Below are 22,747 nucleotides of genomic sequence, written 5' to 3'. Positions count from 1 at the left end.
CGGCCCTTCACCTCTGCCCCCAAACGGACCACATTGAGAGAGTGTGCATGACCGGGGAGCGGCCTCCCGACGGCGAATTGTGACTGAAAACATTCATCTCGATCCGGGAACTCGCATGCGACTCGACTCGTTCCGGCCGATTTTCTCGATCCTGCGCTCCTTTCGGAGCGTCTTTCCCGCGGCAACTCTGGTGGCGTTCCTCCTGACCGGGTGCGGAGGCAGCTCCACCTCCGCGGGAGGGTCCTTCACGCTGACGCTTTCGTCGGGGACCCTCATCATCACGCAGGGCGCTTCCGGCGTCGTCACGGTGACGATCGTGCGGGACGGGGATTTCGCCGGGGCGATCACGATCACCGTCGAAGGGCTTCCGACGGGCGTGACGGCCGATGCGCTCACGATCGCGGCCGGAGGCACGTCCGGGCAGCTCACGCTGGCGGGAGCGCTCGCGGCGGCGCTCGGGAACACGGATCTCACCGTGCGGGGAAGCGGGAGCGGAGTCGCGGACCGGACGGCGACGCTCGAGCTTACGGTGATCGCGCAGGGCGGCGGTGGGGGAAATGTGACCATCCCCTTCTGCCCGGCCACGGGCCTGCCCCTTTGGGTCGCATACCAGGACGGCAATGCGGCCTGGGCTCAGGCGGTCGGTGGACCGACTTCGTACAACTTCCAGGTGAACTCGAACACGATGGGCGTCGCCTGGGTCACCAACGACGCCGCACAAGGATTCAACCTGTTCATCCTCTTCGCGACCCGCACCGAAGTGGCCGCCATCAACGAGTTACGGTGCGCGGGACTCACCGGGGCCGGGAAAATGGTGACCGGAACGGTCCAGGGGATTCCGCCGGCGGCGTTCGCGACGAGCGTTTCGCTCGGCGGGGCGACGGCGGCCCTGGCCGCGTTGAACCCTCCCGTCCTCGGCACCATGAACGCCACCTTCAACGGGGTGCGGGACGGAACGGTGGATCTCCTGGGTGGAATTTCCCAGATCGTGGGTCCCCTTGCGATCGTTCCGACGCGGATGTTCATCCGCCGAGAGCTGGATCCGGCCGCCGGGAGCGCGATCAACGACATTGACTTCGCCGGACCCAACTCCTTCGCGCCGCAGGTCAGCACCCTGACCGTGAATGGCGTTGGCGCGGGCGAGCAGGTGCTCCAGACGACCCAGCTCAACACGGCCGGCGGATTCGTCCTCGCGGGCCAGGTTCTCGGACCCACGGCCTCCACGAATTGGTACGGCGCACCGGCGGCGAATCTCATGGCCGGAGACGTGCATCTCCTCACGGTTTTGGCCACGGAGGCTGCGGTTCCGTTCGCTCCGCAGCGACAGGTCATGCGTGTCGCGGGCGCACCGGCGCACGTCACGCTGGATCTGGGTCCCCTCCTCACCCCTCCGAATGTCGTCGGGATCCCGGCCACCGAATATTCGCGGGCCCGTGCGGAGTACACGATTCAGGCGGAGTACGATCGCCACTGGCTCGCGTCGTTCATACAGGGTCAGGCGGGCCAGGCGCGCCAAGCACAGATCCAGGTCACCCGGGAGTTTCGCGGATCCGGCGCCGGAACGGTGACGCTCGAGGTCCCGGATTTCGCGGATGTCGCCGGCTGGATGCCGGATTGGGGACTGCGTCCGGGAGCTCAGGCCATCTGGACGGTCAGCGGCTCCGGGTGGACGTCGGCGGGGGGCATCGTTCAGCCCGTCCTGGCGGACGGAAACTTTGCCCGCACCGGTAGCCGGTTGGGTGGCTTCACGCCCTGAGGGCGCCCCACCGGGTGGTCGGGCAGAGCGTCCTGCAACTCACTTCATGGGCGGGGACCGCCCCTCGAAGAGCCGGTTCTCGAGCACCTGGCGAATCGAAAGGGCGATATCGAGGATCAGGAGCACCACCGCCCAATCGAGAAGCTGGCGGGGATACACGGTGAGCACCGGAATGCTTCCGCCCAAGATGTTCAGCCCCTTCTCGACGATGGCCAGGCCGAGGAGGAGCACGGCGGTGGCGAGCAGGAGTGGTGCCGTGAAGACGTCCTCCCTTCCTTCACTCATGGTTTCCTCTTCTTCGTTCGGAAGTCTCCGGCTTCGCTCGCCGGGTTCCCGGCGGCGGCGTGTTTCAGGTCCGGTTCCAGCGGGTGCCGATCCAGTGCCCCGCCGCGAAAACGGCCAGGTCGAGGATGGCGTTCATCGGACTTTCGGGCACTTTTGTCTTGAAGAGCTCCTGTCCCCACTTCTGGCGCTCGACCACCTGTTCCACGACCTCGTAGGCGGTCGCGGCGGCCATGCACCGGTCGAATCGCAGGTCCATCAGCCCGAGCGCCAGCCCGGTCGAGAAATGCACGACCGTCCAGGGATCGAGGACCGCGTGATTCTGATGTGACTTCCGGGTCGCGACGAGCCGCACCGTGGGCTCCTCATGGCCGCGACCCGAAGCGCGACTACATCCCACGCACGTACTTCGTGAGGCCGCCTCCGGCAACGGGGCGGGAAGCCGGTCCCTCTGCGGCGTACACGCTGCCATCCGCATCCACCGCGACCCCTTCACCCGCCACGGGGCGGGCGTCGCCTTCCTGTTCGTGCGGCGGGATGAAGGCGGTCACGCGGTCTTCGAAGGCGCTTCCGATTCGAATCCCGCTGATCCAGCCCGGGTGATTCGTGGGGGAGGTTTCGGAGTCGATCGCGTAGAGCATGTCGTCGGGTGTGATGAAAATGTCGCTGATCCGACTGTACTGATAATACGTGTCGAGGAGGCTCCCATTCTGGTCGAAGATCTGGATCCGGTGATTTCCGCGGTCCGCCACGTGGAGGCGGCCCCTCGAGTCGAAGGCGAGGGCATGCGGCGTGCGGAACTCCGCCGGACCGTTCCCGATGCGTCCCCACTGCATGATGAACCGTCCGTCCGGTGAAAACTTCATGATGCGTCCCGTCGAGCCGGGGGCTGGATTTTGCCCCTGTCCGCTGTGCCCGTCCGCCACGAAGATGTCGCCGTTCGGAGCGGTAATCACGTCCGTGGGCTGATTGAAGTGCTCGGAGTCGTTCCCCGGCGTTCCCGCGACGCCGAGCCGCATCAGGATGTCGCCGGTCGGGCTGAACTTGATGACCTGGTGCCCCTTCGTCCCCGTGTCGTTCGCCGCGTAGTCCGTGACCCAGACATTGCCGACGCTGTCCACGTGCAGGCCGTGGGGGGTTTCGAAGATGCCGGCCCCGAAGCTCGCGAGGAGCTCACCGGTATTTCGATCGTATTTCACGACCGGATCGTAGGTCGGATTCGAGTCGCAGCCGCCGTCGAGCCCGCCGCCGCACCGGTCGTACGCCCATACGTGGCCGTCGGGCCCGATGTCCACGCCCGCGGTCGAACCCCACTCGCGGCCGCCCGGGAGATCCGCCCAGTCCGTGACGACGGTGGGATTCGGATTGGCGAGGTTGGTCAGGGCCGGGTCGGTCACCGCGTCGGCGGGCGTTCCGGTGGTGCCGCTCGGCGGAAGGTCGAAGGGCATGGTGTCGGCGGCCATCGCGGCGCCGGCCATGGAATCGGCGGCCGCGTCCATGTCCCCGTCGGCCGTGTCTCCTCTCGTCCCCCCGCAACCCCCGGCGACGGCGAGCGCGATGAGCGCCAGGACGGGGAATTGGATGCGGTCGAAGCCTGACATGGGGCCTCCCTTTGCCGGTACTTGCCTTGCGCGGCGCGTGCCTGTCTAGGTCTAGGCAACTTGGGGAGGGGTGGGGAGGGGCGGCAAGACACCGCTCCGACTCGGGTTCTCCCGCTTCGCGGCGGCTGCGGTTCGTCCTCCGTCCATCCCCGGCCACATTTCGACGGGCTTGAGTTCGCTCCGCTTCCCGCGCACTGTCGTCCAGGATCGGAGGACGGCAGGTCCGGTGGGCCGGGGCGTCCGGTCGGCACATGACGAAATAGAGCACGGGAGGCGAGGCATGGGGGCGGCGCAATCGTCAGTCTGGAGGCGGGAGCTCACTCCCGTGGACTTCCTGGAACGATCGGGCACGGTGCATGCCGATCGCATCGCCGTCGAGGACGGAGAGATCCGTTATACATGGCGCCAGCTGCGGGCGCGCTCTCGCAGCTTTGCCTCCGCCCTGCGGCGCATGGGGCTCGAAAAGGGCGATCGCGTCGCGTTTCTCGCCCTTAATTCCGAGCCTCTCTTCCTCGCGCACTTTGCGGTCCCACAGGCGGGCGGCGTCCTGGTCGCGATCAACACGCGCCTTTCCGCCGACGAAATCGCTTACATCATCGAACATTCCGGCGCGCGCACGGTCTTCCACTCCCCGGAGCTCGAGGGGCTGCTCGCGAAGGTCCCGGAGACGGTCCGGCGTCTCGACACCCGGGAACACTTCGAACGATTCCTCGAGGCCGGAAGCGAAGGAGAGATCGAGTCGTGGTTCGCGGACGAGAGGGAGATTCTCGCGATCAACTACACGTCGGGGACGACCGGACGGCCGAAGGGGGTGATGTACCACCATCGGGGCGCGTACCTCAACGCGCTCGCGATGGCGCTCGACCACAAGCTCGGCGTCGAGAGCAGCTATCTCTGGACACTTCCCATGTTCCACTGTAACGGGTGGACCTTCCCGTGGGCGCTCGCCGCGGTCGGGGCCCGCAGCCTCTGTCTTCCCCAGATCAAACCCGAGGTGGTGTGGCGCCTCTTCGATGAGGGGGTGTCGCACTTCTGCGCGGCGCCCACCGTTCTCATCATGCTCGCGAACGACGGTGCGGCGCATCCCCTGAAACGTCCGGTCCGCGTCTTCACGGCGGGCGCGCCGCCCTCACCCACGGTGATCGCCCGGATGACGGAATTGGGCTTCGAGCTCGATCACGTATACGGGCTCACCGAGACCTACGGGCCCTTCACGATGAACACGCCTGGACCCGACTACGTCGGTCTCGATGCCGGGGGACGGGCTCGGTACCGGGCCCGCCAGGGGTTCCCCAACGTCTGTGCCGGAGAGGTGCGGGTCGTGGACGAGTCCATGCGTGACGTCCCCGAGGACGGCCGGAGCATGGGTGAGGTCGTCATGCGCGGAAACGTGGTGATGAGCGGGTATTTCGCGGATGAGGAAGCGACTGGCCGAGCGTTCGCCGGGGGATGGTTTCACAGTGGAGACATCGCGGTCCGTCACGCCGATGGCTCGATCGAGCTCCGCGACCGAAAAAAGGACATCATCATCTCGGGCGGCGAAAACATCAGCACGATCGAGGTGGAACAGACCGTCGCACGACACCCCGCGGTCCTCGAGTGCGCCGTGATCGCGGTGCCGGACGACACCTGGGGTGAGGTGCCGAAGGCCTTCATCACTCTGAAGGAGGGCGCGAAGGCGTCCGAGGAAGAAATCCTCGAGCACTGTCGTTCATGCATCGCGCACTTCAAGGTCCCGAAGGCGGTCGCCTTCGGCCCACTCCCGAAGACGTCCACGGGAAAGGTCCAGAAGTACGTATTGCGGGACCAGGAGTGGGCGGGCCGGGAGAAGAGGATCAACTAGCCGCTCTCCCGGCCCGCGCACTCGGTCGGACCTTATTGGACCGTCACGGACCCGGTGAAACCATGGACGTCGCAGACGTACCCGTACGTTCCCGTGGCCTGGGGCATCGCGGTCGAATAATTCCCTCCAGCCTGCTCCCCGGAATCCTGAATGAGGCTGGACGTAAATGAGACGGTGTGTACGAGCGTGCTGCTCCAGGTCCACGTGACGACGGTGCCCGGCGCGACCACGATGGCGGCGGGGGAGAAGGAGTTAGGCTGAATCGTCACCTCGTCGGTCGCCTCGGGACCACCTCCGCCGCCGCCGCCGCCACCTCCGCCATTTCCTCCGTTGCCGCCGGTGGGAGATCCGCCTTCGCCACATCCGGCGGTCGCGAGGGCCAGTAGGATCATGGTGCTGATGACCGGCGGTCTCACAAGGAAAAGCGCCATCGTGCCTCCTCGGGTGTCGGACGCGAAAACCGGGCGATTCGTGGGTGGAACCACAACGAACATGATTCCGCACATCCGGTAAATCAACGTTGTTGCTTCGTATGTGCGGTCGCTTCGTGATGGATTGTTCTGCTTTTCCGCATTACTGTGCCGATCGTCGGTGACATCGCAGGGAGGCGCGAGAGAGCACCCTTCTCGCCGCCGCGTCGGCGAAAAGGAAGCGGCTCGGAACTGGATTCCCAGCGCCGAGCCGCGTAGGCGTTCGTCTCAGGTGAGTGTCGCGGGCCCCGGCCCGAAGCCGGGAGCGATGCTCATCCGCCGGAGGACCGCGGCGCCGGAACGGCCCGTGTCCCCTGATTGGACGGGGCGGGAGCGGAACGCGCCGATGGGGCTGGCGCGGGACCGGCGGACGGTGCTGGTGCCGAGCGGGCGGATGGCGCGGGAGCCGAACGGGAAGACGGTGCTGGTGCGGACCGGGCGGACGGTGCCGGCGCCGAACGGGCAGATGGGGCTGGTACCGAGCGGGCAGATGGGGCTGGCGCCGAACGGGCAGATGGGGCTGGTGCCGAACGAGCCGGTGGAGCGGGCGCCGCTCGGGACGACGGAACGGGCGCCGGGCGGGCTGAAGGTGCCGGCGCGGATCGCGTGGAAGGCGCGGGCGCCGGACGCGCCGCCTGGGCCGACGGGGCAGGGGCCGGGCGGCTCGCGGGCGCCACCGATCGTTCGGACGAGGGAGTTGCGCGAGGTGCCGGCGCGGCCGACGGGACCTGGGCCCTCCGTCCCGACGGCCCGTCCCGCGGCGCCGGCTCGCGGCTCGCATCGGTGTCGCCGGGGCGCCCGAGACGAATCGGCGTGCCGAGAGGCGGTCGGTCCGTGGAGGGCGACGGGGCGGCCGCCCGCCCACCGGCCGCGGTGGGTGTCCCCGCCACCGTTCGGGAGGGGATCGCCGCCCGAGTCGGCTCGGCGGTGCTGCCCGTGCGCGGAGTCGCCGTGCGGACCGGGGCCGCGGGGTCTTCCTTGTATCCGGGAGCGGTAGCGGTCACCCACCCGCCGCTTCCGACGGCGCGGGAAGGTCTTGCCCGCACGACCCGGGCCGGGGGTTCGCTCACCACCCAGAGGACGGGGCTCGTCACGTAGATCGAGCTCCAGGGCGAGCGTGCGATCCGCCCCCTCCAGGGGCGAGTGGAGTGCCATCCCCACCCCGTTCCGACGTGCACGGCGAAAGTCCAGCCGAACGCCGGTCCCCAATACGAGTCCGGTCCCCAATACGAATAAGGGGCCCAGGCGTATCCGAATGCGGGCCGAGGCGACCAGCCGTGATGCCACCCCGGTCCCCTCCACCCGAGCGCGAAGTAGGCGCCCGAATCACAGTAGGGCCAATACGCGAACCAGGGATCGCGCCACGCATCCCAACAGGAGACGCCCAGACTTCTCCGGTGACGCCACGAATTCCCATGCTTCCGCTGGCCCCGGTTTCCGTACGCGGCGAATCCGTGATCCGCCCATGGCACCCCGGTCGCGTAGTATCCCGGCGCGTGCGCGGCCGGGGAGACGACGAAGGTGCCGCCCGTACCCGCCGTGACTCCCGCCCAAATCGAGTGCGCCGGCGACGACGCGGAGACGGCGAGCGCGAAGGTCACGTCCTGTGCCGCTGCCGGTGCGGAATACACCGCGACAAGGGCGGCGACCGCGAGCAGCGTGCGTGTCCCCGCGACCGCCGGGAGGAAGGTCCGGCGCGTCGCCGGAAGGGAGAGCGGTCGATCGGACTTCGGAGGGGTCGCGGGAATCACCAGGACTCTCCTCTTGCGGGAACGCACCAGCTCGACTGTCAGTTTCGCATGGATCATGCCATTCCTCCTCTGCGCCGTGAGAGCGCGATTCTCGCCGTCTCCCAACGGGTTGAGCCCCCTCCGCGCCGCCGCGAGGGCGACGCGGCACCCCTGACCTGTCGCTGGACGAGACGCCCGGTGTCCCTCGACGAGGACGGTCGGGCCGCTCTTCTCCACCAACCTCAGCGGAGAAAGCGGTCCGCCAGAACGAACGCAACGAAGAGCAGAAATGGAGCGGCCGCGAGGAGGAGTGGTCCCACCCAGCCGCGCGGGCCGTCTTCGATCGGCGCGTCGGAGTCTTCCCGTGGAGCCCGCGAGTTCCTCAGTAGACGCTCCCCTGGACGGCTCCCTCCCTTGTCCTGAGAGGCCATCCGCTGTAGGGTTTAGGATCGCAGTCTTCTCGAACCCGAGGCCTCCCCTTGGGTTCCGGCAGAGATCGGGCGCTCTGCCATTTACACAGTCTCGTTTCACCCTCTCCACCGCGGTAATGTGACCAACGAAGAACATTTGGGTGTGCTGGAGGTTCTCTCCGGCGGCTCGGGCTTTGTGCGGCGAAGGAGCGCGGGATACTTACCGAGCACCGACGACGTTTACGTGAGCGGGAAGGTGGTTTCGCGGTTCGGGCTTCGCACCGGTGACGAGCTCGCCGGCATCGTCGGAGGCCGGCCCAAGAATGGAAAGGCCCCACCTCTCCAACGTCTCGACCTCGTCAACGGCCGGCCTCCCGATGAAGCCCGCTCCCGACCTCCCTTCGATCGCCTCGGCGCCCTCCACCCCGACGAGCAGCTCAAGCTCGAGTGCGACATCCGCAATCGCGGTGAAACCGACTACACGAATCGTGTGATTGACCTCTTCTGTCCGCTGGGAAAGGGACAGCGCGCGATGATCGTCGCCCCGGCGAAGGCCGGAAAAACGACCGTGCTCCAGAGGGTCGCCGAGGGAATCGTCCGCAATCATCCGGAGTGCACGCTCTTCGTCCTCCTCGTAGACGAACGTCCCGAGGAAATCACGGAGATGGAGATGTGCGGATATGGAGAGGTAATCGCTTCTTCCTTCGACTATCCGGCGGACCGCCACACCTCGCTGGCCGAGGTGACGCTGGAACGCGCGCGCCGCAAGGTCGAGATGGGCGAAGATGTGGTCATCATCCTCGATTCGATCACCCGGCTGGCCCGCGCCTACAACACGGTGGAAGAGGGGAGCGGGAAGACGTTGACCGGCGGGCTCGACGCCACGGCGCTCGAAAAGCCGAAGCGCTTCCTGGGGAGCGCGCGGAAGATTGATCCCGCCCATGGCGGATCGCTGACCATCGTGGCGACCGCGCTGGTGGACACGGGCTCCCGCATGGACCAGGTGATCTTCGAGGAGTTCAAGGGAACCGGAAATAGCGAGCTCGTCTTGAGCCGCGAGATTGCGGAGAAGAGGATCTTTCCGGCGATCGACATCGTCGCGTCGGCCACACGCCGCGAAGAGCTCCTCCTCTCCCCGGAGGCGCTCGCCGTCTCGCGGGCGCTCCGTCGTCAATTCTCCGGGCGCAGCCCGGCAGATGCGATGAACGAACTCCTCAATGTCATGCGGAAGACAAAGACGAACGAGGAGCTCCTCGAGCTCAGTCGCGCCCGGTTGTAACCGGGGCGGAAGCCTCCGCGAGTCCCCTGAGCGTCGCGAGCGAAGACTCCATCTGCGCGCCCTGCAGTTCGTTCATTCGCCCCACGAGATAGCCGAGAAGGGGATTCCAACCGAAGTCCCCCACTTCCCGCCAGGAGACGGTGGTAGAGCCGTCCGACGTCGCGAGTTGGATGCGGCCGCGGATGAGGATCGCACCGTCCTCGACGGTGACCTCATACTGCACTTCGCGCGGGGCGTCCACGGATTCCACGACGAATTCTCCTTGCCCGTAAGTGGGATCGTCCCAGCGGTACCCGGCTCCCGGTCCTTCCTCGGGCCCGAATCGCTCGACCCCCGCCTCGGGTGTCAGCGTCCATTCCGTCCAGCGCTGTGGCCGCGAGACGTAGGGGAAGATCCCCTCCGCGCTCGCCGCGATGCGCACGGTCCGTTCGGCTTCCCAGGCGCTCGGGAGAAGGGTCCCCACGATGAGGAATCCGACAAAAAAGACGGCGAGAACTCCAAGAACGAACCCGGCGATCCGAGTGGGGCGCAAAGTCAAAGCTCCCTGAGAAGGGTCTTGAGGACCGGCCAGGCGTTTTCCGCCATCCGGCGGTGGCCTTCGGCCGTGGGATGAGTGCCGTCGTCCTGGTTCAGAGTGGGGACTCCCGCGATTCCATCGAGAGGAAATGGGACGAGCGTCGCGCCCCATCGTTCGGCCACGCGAGGATAGACCGCTCGGAATCCTTCCGTGTACGGGGCCCCCAGGTTGGGAGGAGCCTCCATCTGGACGATCGCGACGCGCGTTTCGGGCGCCGAGCGGCGGACCCGGGCGAGGATCGAGTCGAGGTTCGCTTCCATCTGCGCGAGGGGGAGGGCGCGGAGCCCGTCATTCGCACCGGTCTCGATCACGAGGAGAGCCGGGGGGTCGCGCATCAGCCAGTCCACGCGCCGAAGCGCGCCCGCGCTCGTCTCACCGGACAGGCCCGCATTGACGACGCGCACCTGGATCCCCGCCCCGTCGGCCAGCTCTCCGATCCGGCTCGGCCACGCTTCGGTGGCGGGATTCGCGAGGCCGAGCCCCTCGGTCAGGCTCGTTCCGAGGAAGACGACCAAGACTTCCCGATCGGCGGAGGCCGGGTTCGCGTCGCGCGAACCTTCGTCCGCGCCCCCGCGTACAATCTCCGGTTCGCCCGCGGCACCCTGGGCACCCGGGGGGTAATCCGACTCCGTCCCCCCGCAGGCGACGACGGGGAGGAGGAGAAGGGTCCGGACGAGGGGAGCGATGCGCATCGAGCTTCGGGGAGTGGAAAAGGAGTACGCGAATGCGGGGCGGACGCTCTCGATCTTATCGGGAGTGGACCTTTCCGTCGAATCCGGCGAGTCCGTCGCCATCGTGGGTCCGTCCGGAAGCGGGAAGACGACACTGCTCGGGCTGATGGCGGGACTCGATCATCCGACCCGGGGTGAAGTTCGGCTCGGCGACATCCGGCTCGCCGATCTTACCGAAGACGAGCGCGCCGGGTTTCGCGCCGCGCACGTCGGCTTCGTCTTCCAGACCTTTCATTTGCTCACCTCGCTCACGGCGCTCGAAAACGTGCAGGTGCCCCTCGAGCTCGCGCCGAACGGCAAGCGGACATCGAGCGCGGAGATTCGACGCCGGGCGTTGGGTCTCCTCGACCGGGTCGGGCTCGCGGACCGGGTGAGCCATTATCCCTCGCAACTCTCGGGCGGCGAGCAGCAACGAGTCGGCCTAGCCCGGGCCTTCGTCTCCGAGCCGGGGATCCTCTTCGCCGACGAACCTACGGGAAATCTGGACCGGAAGACGGGCCAGCTCGTCGCGCAACTGCTGGCGGAGTTGAATCGAGAACAGGGAACGACTCTCGTCCTCGTGACGCACGACGAGGCGCTCGCCTCCGGCGTGGACCGCGTTCTCCGGATGGAGGGCGGACGACTGGAGGCCGCTTCGTGAACGTCCCCTTCTCCCTCCGGCACGCGATGCGCGAGGGGCGCTCGGGGTTCAGCCGGATCGGGTGGTTCATGACGGCGATCGCCCTCGGGATCGCCGTTCTGGTGGGACTCTATGGATTCCAGAAAGACGCCGCGAACGCGGCGAGCGCGCAGGCGCGGGACATGCTCGGCGGGGACCTGCGCTTCCAGTCGAACAACGAATTCGACGCGCGCGTGACCGCAGTTCTCGACTCGCTCGCCGGCTCGGGCGCCCGAGTGGCCAGGGGAACCAGCCTCGCGACCATCGTGTCGGCGACGGGCTCGGGGGTGAGCCGGCTTCTCCAGGTGAACGCGGTGGACGCCGAATTCCCGGCCGCCGGGACCCCGGTCGGAGAGCCCGCGGATGTCCCAGGCCGGCTTGCCGGAGGGGGTGGGGTGGCGGTGGATCCGCAGGTCATGGGACAGCTTGGAGTGGCCCGGGGCGACGAGGTACGGATCGGGAACTCCCGCTTCGAAGTGCTGGGCGCGCTCTCCGGTGTCCCCGTGGACTTCGCGCTCCAGTGGGTCGTCGGGCCGGCCGTCTTCATGTCCGCGGCCGACCTCGAGGAGACCGGAATCCTCGCATTTGGAAGCCTGGCCCAACATCGCGCCTGGATCGCCCTTCCCGTGGGCGCCGACGCGGAGCGGATCCGCAACCGCGTCCGCCGCGAATTTCAGGCGCGAGGAGTGTCCGTGACCACCGCGGAGGAGGAAGCGGAGACCCTCGCGGCTGGCTTCGAAGGGCTTTCACGCTTTCTGAGCCTCGTCGGCCTGATGGCCCTCGTCCTCGGCGGGATCGGCGTCGGGAGTGCCGTGAGCGTCTATCTCGGGGACAAGAGGACGCCCATGGCCGTCCTCCGCTGCCTCGGAGCCGGACGCGGGACCCTCTTCCGCGCCTACCTCCTCCAGACCGTCCTGCTCGGGGGCGCGGGCGCGCTCCTGGGGGTCCTGGGCGGCCTCGCGATTCAGTTCATCCTTCCCGTGTTTCTCAACGGAGTTCTCCCCTTCGGGCTCTCTCCGAGGCTCTATCCGGAGGCGATCGCCGTCGGGCTTCTCCTCGGGACCTGGGTCGCGGTCGTCTTTTCCCTTCTTCCCCTCGTGCGGGTTCCGGGGGTCTCTCCACTCGTCGCCCTCCGCGCTCTGAACGACGAAGAGGTGCCGGTTACCGTCGGGCTTCGGGTCATGGTGGCGGCTCTCGTCCTCCTCACCCTCTTCGGGATCGCCATCCTCCAGCTTGGAAGCGCATTGGCAGCGGCCGCGATCACCCTCGCGCTCGTCGTCGGAATGGGGGTCCTCGGCCTCGTATCGCGGGGCCTCATCCGCGGCGTCCGGGCGCTCCTCCCCGCCAGCGCGCCATTCGCGGTCCGGCAGGGGCTTTCCGGCCTCTTCCGCCCCGGCAACCAGACGACGACTGTCGTCACCGCTCTCGGCCTCGGCGCGTTCCTGATGGGGTCGCTCCTCGTCGTCGAGAACTCCCTGCGCGCGGGGGTGACCCTTGAGCTCGGCCCCGACCGCCCGACACTCGTCCTCTTCGACATCCAGCCCGACCAGCGTGAAGGTGTCTCGGAGCTCCTCGGGGCCGCGGGTGTGACGGCGGAGATGGTTCCCATCGTGCCGGCGCGGCTCGAGTCCGTCCGGGGAGAGCCGGTGGCGGAGATCCTCGCGCGCGTGCGGCGCGGGAACGCCTGGATGTACCGACGGGTCTACCGGAACACCTACCGGACCGAGCCCGGACCGGAGGAACGCGTCATCGAAGGACGGTGGTGGACGGAGGCCGGAGAGGAGGATCCGCGGGTCGCCGCGGCGATCGGAGCGGGAGCTTTCCGCATCTCGATGGAGACCGGTCTCGCGCGTGACCTCGGCGTGGGAATCGGGGACCGCATCGGATGGGACGTCCAGGGCGTTTCGGTCCCCTCCGTGGTCACCTCGCTCCGGGAGGTGGACTGGGCGTCGTTTCAGCCGAACTTCTTCGCGATCTTCGAACCCGGCGCGTTGGAAGACGCGCCCGGAATGGCGGTGGCCCTCGTCCGTACGTCCGATCCGGCGTCCCGCGCCCGAGTTCAAGACGCCCTCCTCCGCGACTATCCGAATGTCTCGTTCATCGACGTGACGACGGTGCAGGAGACGCTGGGGCGGATCGCTGGGCAGATCGCCCTCGTCCTTCGCTCCATGGCGGGCTTCATTCTCGGCGGAGGGACGATCGTCCTCCTGGCATCGCTCCTCACCACGCGCTTCCGCCGCCGCCGCGAAAGCGCCCTACTGAAGACGCTCGGAGCGCGGAGAGGAACGATTCGCGGTGCCCTTCTCTCGGAGTATGCCGCGCTCGGGGGCCTCGGGGGCCTCGTCGGGGTCCTGCTCGGCGGCTTGGGAGGCCACCTCCTTCTCACGCGCTTCTTCGATCTCCCCGGGGGAATTCCTTGGATGACTCTCGCCGGGCTCTGGGTGGGACTCCTTCTCCTCGCGGTGGTCGTGGGATGGTCGGTCAGCGGTCCGGTGCTCCGGTCACCGCCGATCTCGGTTCTGCGCGACGAGAGTTAGTCCTGGGTCGCCCTCGTGAAGAACTCCCTGAGGGTCGGTAAGGTGGATGTAAAGAGGTCCATGAGCTCGGGATCGAACTGCGAACCCCCCTGTTCTGCGATGTGCGCGACCGCCTCATCCCAGGGGATGCGGTTTCGATAGGCGCGCGTGCTCGTCATGGCGTCGAGCGTGTCCGCGAGGGCCACCAACCGGGCCACGTGGGGGATCGCATCCCCGGCGAGCCCATCGGGGTACCCAAGGCCATCCCACCGTTCATGGTGCCAGCGGGTCACGGCGAGGATGAGGTCGTCGCCGAGCAGGGGCTCGAGGATCCGGCACCCCGTGTCGGGGTGTTTCCTCACCTCGTCGAATTCGTCGGACGTCAGGGACCCCTCCTTGTTCAGGATCGCATCCGGAATCCCGATTTTTCCAAGGTCGTGCAACTCGCAGGCAAGGAAGAGACGTTCGAGATCGATCCTGGGTCTCGATCCCAGCCCCCCGGCCAAGGCCACCGCATAGTGAGCAACCCGTTCCGAGTGCCCCAGCGTGTAGGGGTCCCGCACCTCCACCGCGCGTACCAGAGCACGCGTGCCCCCGAGAATGGCTTCGTGCGCCTCACCCTTTCGGCGGCGCGCCTCCTCCGTGAGGAGAAGTCTCTCCTGGCGGTCGGCCAGGATCCGATCGCGCCGCATCAGGGCGTCCACCAGGTGGCCCTGGAGCTCCGGAATTCCGAAGGGCTTGAAGAGGTAGTGGTCGGCGCCCGCATTTAATGCTTCGGCCGCCACCTGGGCGTCGCGGAACCCGGTCACGACCACCGCCTGCGTCGCCGGCCACCGTGCCTTCACAGCCGCGACCAGCTCGTTTCCCGAGGGACCGGGGAGCCGGATGTCCGTGATGACGAGGTCGAACTCCCGCCCCATGGCGCGGAGCCCCTCCGTGACGTCGCCCGTCTCCACGACGGCGAACCCTTCGCGCTTGAGGTAAGCGGCGAGCATCGTGCGGACCGCCTGATCGTCCTCGACGATTAAGGCCCACCTCCCCTCGCCGAAGCGCGTGCGTGCCGCGGGGGGGTGGGACGGAAGCTCTTCACCGGCCGGCGTTTCTCCCTCAGGTTGCGTCGAAATTCCGGTCCCATCGCCAGAGAGGTCCCCGGGGCGCCGGAACGCCTTGATACGGTTCCGCCCACCTTCTTTCGCCTGGTAGAGGGCCAGGTCCGCCGCCGCGACCAGCTCGTCCGGCGAACCCATCGAAGGGTCGTAGGCCGCGACCCCTCCACTGACTGTCAGCGAACCGTGCGTTAGGCCCGTGGATGCGAGCGACGCCCTCACCCGCTCGGCGAAGACGAGCGCACCGCGTTCGTCCGATCCGGCGAGGATGGTCAGGAACTCCTCCCCCCCGAACCGCGCCGAAACGTTCATTCGACGCGTGTTCGTGGCGAGGACCTCGCCGAACTTCGCCAGTGCCTCGTCCCCCGCCTGATGGCCGTGGAGATCGTTGTATTGCTTGAATCCGTCGAGGTCGAAGAGGACGACGGTCAGGGGCCGACCCCTCTCGGCGATCGCGAACTCGTGTTTGAGAAATATCTCCCCGTGTCGCCGGTTGGGCAGGCCCGTCAGCACGTCGGTGAGCGCGAGGTCTTCCACCTCCGTTCGCTCGCGGTGGAGCATCTCGGTGACCCAGCCGATGCCGAGCCCGATCGCGAGATAGGCGACGACGACAAAAAAGAGGAGCGGGGGAACCTCTCGGTCCAGAGCCGTCACGCCGGCGTAAGTGACCGACAGCATTGCCATTCCGGCGGCGAGAGCCGTGGCCACACCCCGCCATCCGCGATAATAGGCGAGAAGAAACGCGGGGATCAGCGCGACGAGCCAGAGCAGGGCGTCCTCGACACCACTCCGCTCGCCGGCAAGGGTGAAGGTGCCGACCACCGGGACGAGGAGCGCCGCGACGGAGAAGACCAACGCGCGGAGGGGAACTCCCCGCCCCGCGAGCGAAAAGACGCCGCCGGTCCGCCGCGTGCGCTCCTTTTTCGTCCACTCTTCTTGAGGGGGTGACATCGCGCCCGGAATATCGGCGCTCATAGCCGATCCCACCAGCGCGGGTCGAGGGTGAGAAGGAGCTGCCACTCTCCGCCGGAGAACCCCCTCGCGACCTCGATTCGAAGGAGGTCCCAGGCCAGGCCCACGCCGAGGGAAGCCGACATCAGGGTCCCGTCGGTTGCGCGGGTGTCCCAGATCTCTTCGAGGCCGTCGGGTCCGCCGTTCGTCCATCCGGCATGGAGCCCCGCGCGCAGGCGCGCGAAGGGCCCGCCGAGGTCACTCGAAGCGACCAGCGATCCCTGCACGACTGTCCGTCCTATCGCGGCGTGGAACGGGAACCCGGGGATCGTTCCTCTTCCCCCGAGGAGACGGTGCCCCTGGGGGAGGGGATCGCCCTCCCAGATCCATCCTCGCGCGATCGCCTGGAGCTCCCGGGTCCCCGAAGGAGGGCCCCAGCGCCCCTCCGCCTCTCCGCGGAACCCCACCCCGTTCCCCTCCCGTCCGTTGAGCAGGCTTGCTCCGAGCTCGGTCCTCCCGCGCCCCCGGCCCGGCCAATCCACCCGCCGGCGGATGAAGAGCGCGACGCCGAGGAAGTCGCCTTCCGCAACCGGACGGATTGGCCGGAGGGCCCGTGACCCGCCGAGGGGGGCGGTTTCACGCGCCAGCTCGGGGGTCCGCGCCCGCTCCATGCCGACAGTCACGGAGACTGTCATGGCCGTCTCCGTCTCATGGATCAGAGTCAGTGCGGCACCGGTCGCGAGATAGGGATCCCTGTAATCCTCCCCCCGAAGCGCACCCCCTAGGCTCGAGAGAAGAGCGTCGCTGCCAGGCGCGAGTCCCAGCTCCACGAGCGATCTGAAGCGCCCTTCGGCTTCGAGCGACCAACGATCGTCGAGCCGCTCCCTGATCTTCACGGATCCCTGCGGCTTCCTCGCGCCAAAAGCGTATCCGGCCAGGAGCTCGCCCGAAATCCGCGGATGGGGGTGCGCGGAGAGACCCGCCCCCAGGAAAAATCCCTCGGCGCGCGTGAAGCGCACCGCGGACGACAGATTCGGGATGTGGAGCCGGATCGGCGAGAGCCCCGAGGGCGCCCGGCGGGCCGCGAGCTCCTGGGCCTCCGCCCGGAGCGCCCGCAGGTTGGGATCCACGACGATCTCGGCGAGCCCGTCGCGTTCGAGTGCGTCGTAAAGCCCTTCCGGGAAGGGGAAGCTCCGGCGGTCCGCGGGGGCCGCGGCCGTGACGGCGGGAAGGTTGGCAAAGTCGTCGGGGAGGGGGACGTTCAACTCGTAGTCTCCGGTCCGCAGCACGGACCGGATGACCGTGCCGGCTCCGAAGTCGATCTCGGGGAGCTCCCGTCGCACCTCCAGGCGCTGCTGATTCGGAAGCCAGTAGCGATCCTCCCAGAGCCCGTAGTCGAGGGAGACCGAAATCCGGTCGGTGCGGGGATCCACGTAGGAAGCGGGAGTGAAGGAAAAGGCCATCCGAACGATGGATGCGGTGGCTCCTTCGAGCGCGAAGGTCCCGATGATGCCGGGGCGCGCCGGATCGCGGGGGCGCACGTCCATCTCGTAAACGCGAATCGGCTCGGGGCGCCCGGGCATCGCGATGGAGAGGGAGTCGGTCAACCGAAAGTCGTAGGGACCGGAAGCGGGACTCCCATCGGAGAGCGCGGCGAGTGGATGGGGAACGCGTGCCACATCGAGCCCCGAGCCAATTCGGATCTCGTCGGCGAACCCGTGCTCCACGAGGGTGAGCCGGTCGAGATAGAAGCGAAAATCTTCGACTGGGAGTCGGGTTTCGCTTCGTTCGCCGACGATACGTTGTTGGAACCGATCCGGGGCGGCCCAGCGGAGCTCGACGGCGATCTGGTCGAGGCGCATGAGGATGCGCTCGCCGACATCGGGATCGAGGAAGAAGTAGATGTTCCCGTCCACCCGCGCCCGGTACGTCTGGAGGCGGCCGCCCTGTACGAGTTGTTGCCGAGCGAGCCTCCCGAGCTCGACGAGCTCGATGACCCGAGGCGAGTTCCATCCCTCTGCGGTCGGCTCGGTCTCGCGGGCCTGGGCGCCGACCGAAGAGGGAGGCCCCGCAAGAGTCGCGAAGAGGGCGAGCACCGAAACGTTGAGAGCGCGGATGCGGATCAAGGTGGGGGTGGGAGTCCGGAATGGTCCGATTCCGGAATTTGATTAGAATGGGGCTCCCCGTACACCGGAGTCAGCGCACCGGAAGTGGCGGCGGCAAGATTCGCATCCCCATTGGAGCACCGGGTGTTCAAACCGTCCGACCTCGAGCGCGAGGTTCAGCGCAGAAGGACATTCGCGATTATCAGTCACCCGGACGCGGGCAAGACGACGCTCACGGAAAAGCTCCTTCTTTATGGAGGTGCGATCCATCTCGCCGGGTCGGTGAAGGCCCGCCGGGCCGCGCGCCACGCCACATCCGACTGGATGGAGATGGAGCGGGAGAGGGGGATCTCCGTCACCTCGAGTGTCCTTCACTTCGAGTACGAAGGCTTCCGCATCAACCTCCTCGATACGCCCGGTCACCAGGACTTCTCCGAAGATACCTACCGGACCCTCATCGCCGCCGACTCGGCCGTGATGCTCCTGGACAATCGGAAGGGGGTGGAAGAGCAGACCCGCAAGCTCTTCGAAGTCTGCAAGCTCCGTAGGATTCCGATCTTCACCTTCGTGAACAAGTGTGACCGGATCGGCGTTCCCCCTCTCCAGCTTCTCGACGACGTCGAGGCCGACCTCGGGATTCGTTGCGCCCCGGTGAACTGGCCGGTTACGGACGGCACGACTTTTCTCGGCGTCTACGAAAGGCATTCGCGGGCGCTCCGCCTCTTCGAGAGGGGTGTGGACCATGGGCAGAGCCGGCTCGCGGAGAAGGTCTCCGACTTCGCGGATCCGCGCGTTGCCGAGCTTCTCGGAGAGGCCGCCAAGTCCCGCCTCACGGAAGAGTTCGACCTCCTCGACGCGGCGGGGGTCCCCTTTGACCGCGATGCTTTTTTGAGAGGGGAGCTTTCTCCCGTCTTTTTCGGGAGCGCGCTCACGAACTTCGGCGTCGCCCCTTTCCTCGAGCGATTCCTGCAAGAGGCGCCAGCGCCCGGCTCCCGTGCCACGCGGGACGGGGAGGTCTCTCCTCTGGATCCTGGGTTCAGCGCCTTCGTCTTCAAGATCCAGGCGAACATGGATCCGAAGCACCGCGACCGCACCGCTTTCGCGCGTGTCTGCTCAGGACGTTTCGAGCCAGGGGAGACGGTCACGAACACGCGTTCGGGAAAGGCGATCCGGCTGACGCGTCCCCAGCAATTCTTCGCCCAGGAGCGCGAGGCTATGGATGAGGCCTGGCCCGGAGACGTAGTCGGCATCCATGACCGCGGGAGCCTCCGCATCGGAGACACCCTGGCCGCCGATCCGGCGCTAGAGTTCACGGGCATTCCCGCTTTTTCGCCCGAGCACTTCGCGCGGATCTTGGTGTCGGATCCGTTGCGGCGAAAACATCTCGACAACGGGCTTCTCGAGCTCTCGGAGGAAGGGGCGATTCAGGTCTTTTTTCCCGAGGGGGGTGCCGGAGCCGGGCAGGTCGTCGGTGCGGTCGGACCCCTCCAGTTCGAGGTCCTCCTCCATCGGCTCGAGCACGAATACGGGGTCAAGAGCCGCCTGGAGCCCATGCCGTACCGGGAGGCGCGTTGGATCTTCGGGCCGGAGGAGGAGATTCGGCGTGTGGCCGCCGGATACGACTGCGCGCTCGTCCGCGACCGCCACCAACGGCCGCTCCTCCTCTTCCGGAGCGAATGGGTGCGCCGGTCCACAGAGGAACGGGAGCCGGCACTCGAGTTTCGCAGCATGGCGACGGAGTAAGGCCGGAGACCCCTTCTCCCAAGAATGGCGTTGCAAGTGGAAAGGGGCCACCCTACACTTCAATGTGGGATCGCCGTTCGAGCTCTCCCCATGCTCTCTCCCCTTCCGAGAGGCCTCCATGCGCCCGCTCCCTCCTTCGCGCCTCACAGCCTATTTCCTGCTTGGGCTCATTCTGGCAGGGCACCCGGGGGCGCTCGACGCTCAGCAGGGGACGATCACCGGGCAGATCACGAACGAGGACACGGGGCGCCCCGTGACGACGGCCTTCGTCGCGGCAGTGGACGCCGAAGCACGGGAAGCCCAGTCGTCGGTTACCGACGGCGAGGGGCGCTACCGGCTCACCGTCCCCCCGGGAAGCTACTCGATCACCGTCTCGGGAATCGGATACGGGACGCAAAGTCTCCGGACCGTGCAGGTCGTGGCCGATCAGGTCGTCGTCGCGAACTTCGCGATCCCGTGGGAGACGATAGACCTCGGGACGGTGACGGTTTCGGTGGGGCGCGTGCCCGAGCGCTCGATCGGCGCGCCCGCCCATGTGGAGGTGATCTCCGAGGTGGCGATTCGGAGGCGCCCGACCATGACGCCGGTGGACCATCTCCGGTCGGCGCCGGGAGTGGACATCATCACCCAGGGCGTGCAGTCCACGAACGTCGTGGTCCGTGGCTTCAACAATATCTTCTCCGGTGCCCTCCACACCCTCACCGACCACCGGATCGCGGGGGTGCCCTCCCTCCGGGTCAATGTGATGAGCTTCGTGCCGGCGACGGACGAGGACATTGACCGGATCGAAGTCGTCCTGGGGCCCGGAGCGGCGCTGTACGGCCCGAACACCGCGAACGGCGTGCTCCATATGATCACGCGCTCTCCACTCGCGGAGACGGGGACATCCGTGCGGCTGATGGGGGGAGAGCGGGGCACGTTCTCGGGGATCTTTCGGACCTCGCATCAGCCCGCGGAGGGGCTGGGGATCAAAATCTCGGGGCAATATCTCCGCGCCGACGAGTGGGAATACGTCGATCCAGCCGAGGTGGCGGAGGAGCAGAAATTCGCCTCGAATCCCGACTTCTGGCGGCAGGACCTGATGCGCGCGGCGGGAATCGATGCGGAGGAAGCGAATCTCTGGATCTCTCGCATCGGCGACCGGGACTATCAGGTCGAGAGATGGGGAGGGGAGATTCGCGCGGATTGGGCCGTGTCGGAGAGCGCGACGGCCGTCTTCACGGCCGGCCTGATGAACGCCGCCAGCCAGATCGAGCTGACCGGGCTCGGGGCGGGGCAGGCCCGGGACTGGCGGTACACCTTCCTCCAGGCTCGGCTGAACTGGGAGCGTTTCTTTGCCCAGGTCTATCTCAACCAGAGCGATGCGGGAGACACCTTCCTCCTCCGCAATGGCACGCCCATCTCGGACCGCTCGCTGATGTTCGTGGGCCAGCTCCAGCACCGGAGCGTCCTCACCCCGCGGCAATCGTTGACCTACGGGGTGGACTACATCTTCACCCTGCCGCGCACCGAAGGCACGATCAACGGGATCTACGAGGAGAGGGACGAGACGAGCGAGGTGGGTGCGTACATCCAGTCCGACACGCGGCTCACCTCGAGGCTGAGCCTGGTGCTCGCGGGGCGGGTTGACGACCATTCGGCTCTCCCGTCCCAGGTGTTTTCGCCGCGCGCGGCTCTCGTCTTCCAGCCGGACCAGACGCAGGCCTTCCGCCTCACCTTCAATCGGGCCTTCTCGACGCCCAGCTCGCTCAATCAATTTCTCGACCTCGGCACCCCGATGCCCGCTCGGCTCGCCGCGGCGGGACAGCTCGGGTATTCCATCCGGGTTCAGGGGACCGGGACGGAGGGATTCGCCTTCGCGCAGGAAGATGGCTCGTACCTCATGAGGTCGCCCTTCACTCCGGTGCTGGCGGGAGGACCGACGGACCTGATTCCAGCCGCGGCGGCCGCGAATTACTGGGCCGCGGCCGTGAACGTAGCCGTCCAGCTGGCCGACCTTCCGGACGTGACGCGCGACTACCTCCTCAGCCTCCAACCGACGCCGGCGGTGTTGAGGGCGAGCTTCACCGCCGATCCTACTTCGGGGATCGCTTTCCCGCTGGCCGCGCTGAGCCTTCCGGACCTCGATCCGATACGAGAGGAGACGCAGACTACCTACGAGTTCGGATACCGCGGACTCATCGGCGGGCGCGCCCTCGTCGCCGGCGATCTCTGGTATTCCCAGCGGAAGAACTTCGTCACGCCTCTCACCGTACAGACACCCTTCATCACCCTGAATCGGGAGGACGTAGAGGCTCTGGTCGTGGATGGCCTAGTGAATCAAGGTTACGCGGAGCCTGTGGCCCGCGCCATCGCCGCGGGGCTCGCCGCCGTCCCACTCGGCGTCGTCTCCTCTCCGGACGTGAATGCGAACGGAGCCCAGCTTCTCGCGACATACACCAACGTGGACGACGAGCTCGAACTCTGGGGACTCGATCTTTCGGCCACCTTCCTCCTCACGGATCTCTGGGCGGTCTCCGGGAGCGCCTCCTTCGTGAGTGACGACGCCTTCGAAACGGACCGCGGGGAGATCGTCGTCCTGAACGCACCGAAGGAGAAGGGAAGTCTTGCGGTGAAGTACGACGACTCGGTCCGGGGGATCTTCGGAGAGGTGCGGGCCCGCTTCTCCGGTGGATTTCCGGCGAGCTCCGGCGTCTACGAGGCCACGGCCTGCCTTCCCGACGCCCCCGCCGTGACCGAGCCCTGCGTCGAGTCCTTCACACTCGTAGATCTGAACCTCGCCTACGATGTGCCGGCCCTCCCCGGCGCGAGCATCCAGCTCTCGGTCCAGAACCTCCTCGGCGAGGCATACCGGAGCTTCCCGGGCGTCCCGGAGATCGGGCGGATGGGCCTCCTCGGCGTCCGCTACGAATTCTGACGCCGAAGCTCCGCGCCGGCCGCGGAGTTCGGAGCTTCTTCCTCCCCGCCGGGGAACCGGAGGGCCTCCCCG

The 22,747-nt window shown here is 67.4% G+C and carries 16 protein-coding genes; 8 read left to right on the top strand and 8 right to left on the bottom strand.

The window, feature by feature from the left end; genetic code table 11:
• The first annotated feature begins 115 nt into the window (after positions 1-115).
• Positions 116-1,756, top strand: a complete 1,641-nt coding sequence (locus WEG36_10340; protein ID MEX1258007.1) for a hypothetical protein — start codon at positions 116-118, stop codon at positions 1,754-1,756.
• Positions 1,757-1,795: 39 nt separating this feature from the next.
• On the opposite strand, the gene WEG36_10335 is transcribed toward WEG36_10340, so the two are convergent.
• The 3 genes from WEG36_10335 to WEG36_10325 form a co-directional block, all read right to left on the bottom strand.
• The gene (locus WEG36_10335) at positions 1,796-2,041 is read right to left on the bottom strand and encodes a hypothetical protein (protein MEX1258006.1); all 246 of its coding nucleotides are present in this window, start codon (positions 2,039-2,041) and stop codon (positions 1,796-1,798) included.
• A 64-nt stretch (positions 2,042-2,105) separates the two neighbouring features.
• The gene (locus WEG36_10330) at positions 2,106-2,393 is read right to left on the bottom strand and encodes a hypothetical protein (GenBank protein ID MEX1258005.1); all 288 of its coding nucleotides are present in this window, start codon (positions 2,391-2,393) and stop codon (positions 2,106-2,108) included.
• A gap of 34 nt (positions 2,394-2,427) precedes the next feature.
• Positions 2,428-3,639: a peptidyl-alpha-hydroxyglycine alpha-amidating lyase family protein gene (locus WEG36_10325; GenBank protein MEX1258004.1), complete on the bottom strand. Its 1,212-nt coding sequence runs from the start codon at positions 3,637-3,639 to the stop codon at positions 2,428-2,430.
• 280 nt (positions 3,640-3,919) lie between these two features.
• Here WEG36_10325 and WEG36_10320 point away from each other — a divergent pair, with 280 nt between their 5' ends.
• Entirely contained in the window at positions 3,920-5,482 is a 1,563-nt protein-coding gene (locus WEG36_10320) for an AMP-binding protein (protein ID MEX1258003.1), read from the top strand.
• 32 nt (positions 5,483-5,514) lie between these two features.
• Here the strand turns inward: WEG36_10320 and WEG36_10315 are convergent, their stop codons facing one another.
• Entirely contained in the window at positions 5,515-5,913 is a 399-nt protein-coding gene (locus tag WEG36_10315; GenBank protein ID MEX1258002.1) for a plastocyanin/azurin family copper-binding protein, read from the bottom strand.
• 645 nt (positions 5,914-6,558) lie between these two features.
• Here WEG36_10315 and WEG36_10310 point away from each other — a divergent pair.
• Together WEG36_10310 and rho are read left to right on the top strand one after the other, a co-directional pair.
• On the top strand, positions 6,559-7,050 hold the full coding sequence (locus WEG36_10310; protein MEX1258001.1) for a hypothetical protein: 492 nt from the start codon (positions 6,559-6,561) through the stop codon (positions 7,048-7,050).
• Between the two features lie 1,181 nt (positions 7,051-8,231).
• Positions 8,232-9,371 carry a transcription termination factor Rho gene (rho, locus tag WEG36_10305; GenBank protein ID MEX1258000.1) on the top strand — a complete coding sequence of 380 codons (1,140 nt, stop codon included), beginning with the start codon at positions 8,232-8,234 and terminating at the stop codon, positions 9,369-9,371.
• On the opposite strand, the gene WEG36_10300 is transcribed toward rho, so the two are convergent.
• Positions 9,352-9,903 (bottom strand): SRPBCC family protein, encoded by a 552-nt coding sequence (locus tag WEG36_10300; GenBank protein ID MEX1257999.1) that lies wholly within the window; start codon positions 9,901-9,903, stop codon positions 9,352-9,354. The genes rho and WEG36_10300 overlap by 20 nt on opposite strands.
• Before the next feature lie 2 nt (positions 9,904-9,905).
• Positions 9,906-10,640, bottom strand: coding sequence for an arylesterase (locus WEG36_10295; GenBank protein ID MEX1257998.1), 735 nt, complete (start codon positions 10,638-10,640; stop codon positions 9,906-9,908).
• On the opposite strand from WEG36_10295, the gene WEG36_10290 reads away from it, so the two are divergent.
• Both WEG36_10290 and WEG36_10285 read left to right on the top strand, forming a co-directional pair.
• Positions 10,633-11,319, top strand: a complete 687-nt coding sequence (locus WEG36_10290; GenBank protein ID MEX1257997.1) for an ABC transporter ATP-binding protein — start codon at positions 10,633-10,635, stop codon at positions 11,317-11,319. The two genes, WEG36_10295 and WEG36_10290, sit on opposite strands and share 8 nt — an antisense overlap.
• Positions 11,316-13,874 (top strand): FtsX-like permease family protein, encoded by a 2,559-nt coding sequence (locus WEG36_10285; GenBank protein MEX1257996.1) that lies wholly within the window; start codon positions 11,316-11,318, stop codon positions 13,872-13,874. The genes WEG36_10290 and WEG36_10285 overlap by 4 nt, the downstream gene beginning before the upstream one ends.
• Here the strand turns inward: WEG36_10285 and WEG36_10280 are convergent.
• Together WEG36_10280 and WEG36_10275 are read right to left on the bottom strand one after the other, a co-directional pair.
• On the bottom strand, positions 13,871-15,910 hold the full coding sequence (locus WEG36_10280; GenBank protein MEX1257995.1) for a diguanylate cyclase: 2,040 nt from the start codon (positions 15,908-15,910) through the stop codon (positions 13,871-13,873). The genes WEG36_10285 and WEG36_10280 overlap by 4 nt on opposite strands.
• A gap of 20 nt (positions 15,911-15,930) precedes the next feature.
• On the bottom strand, positions 15,931-18,036 hold the full coding sequence (locus WEG36_10275; GenBank protein ID MEX1257994.1) for a hypothetical protein: 2,106 nt from the start codon (positions 18,034-18,036) through the stop codon (positions 15,931-15,933).
• A 123-nt stretch (positions 18,037-18,159) separates the two neighbouring features.
• Here WEG36_10275 and WEG36_10270 point away from each other — a divergent pair, with 123 nt between their 5' ends.
• Together WEG36_10270 and WEG36_10265 are read left to right on the top strand one after the other, a co-directional pair.
• Positions 18,160-19,758 carry a peptide chain release factor 3 gene (locus WEG36_10270; protein MEX1257993.1) on the top strand — a complete coding sequence of 533 codons (1,599 nt, stop codon included), beginning with the start codon at positions 18,160-18,162 and terminating at the stop codon, positions 19,756-19,758.
• Between the two features lie 118 nt (positions 19,759-19,876).
• Complete coding sequence (locus tag WEG36_10265; GenBank protein ID MEX1257992.1) at positions 19,877-22,675, top strand: TonB-dependent receptor; 2,799 nt, start codon at positions 19,877-19,879, stop codon at positions 22,673-22,675.
• The last annotated feature ends 72 nt before the right edge of the window (positions 22,676-22,747 follow it).

The sequence above is a fragment of the Gemmatimonadota bacterium genome (genome assembly GCA_040882465.1).
Taxonomy (GTDB): Bacteria; Gemmatimonadota; Gemmatimonadetes; order Longimicrobiales; family Gaopeijiaceae; genus JBBEBG01.
The sequence above is the reverse complement of the archived record's forward strand: the minus strand, read 5'-3'. Positions and strand labels throughout refer to the sequence as shown.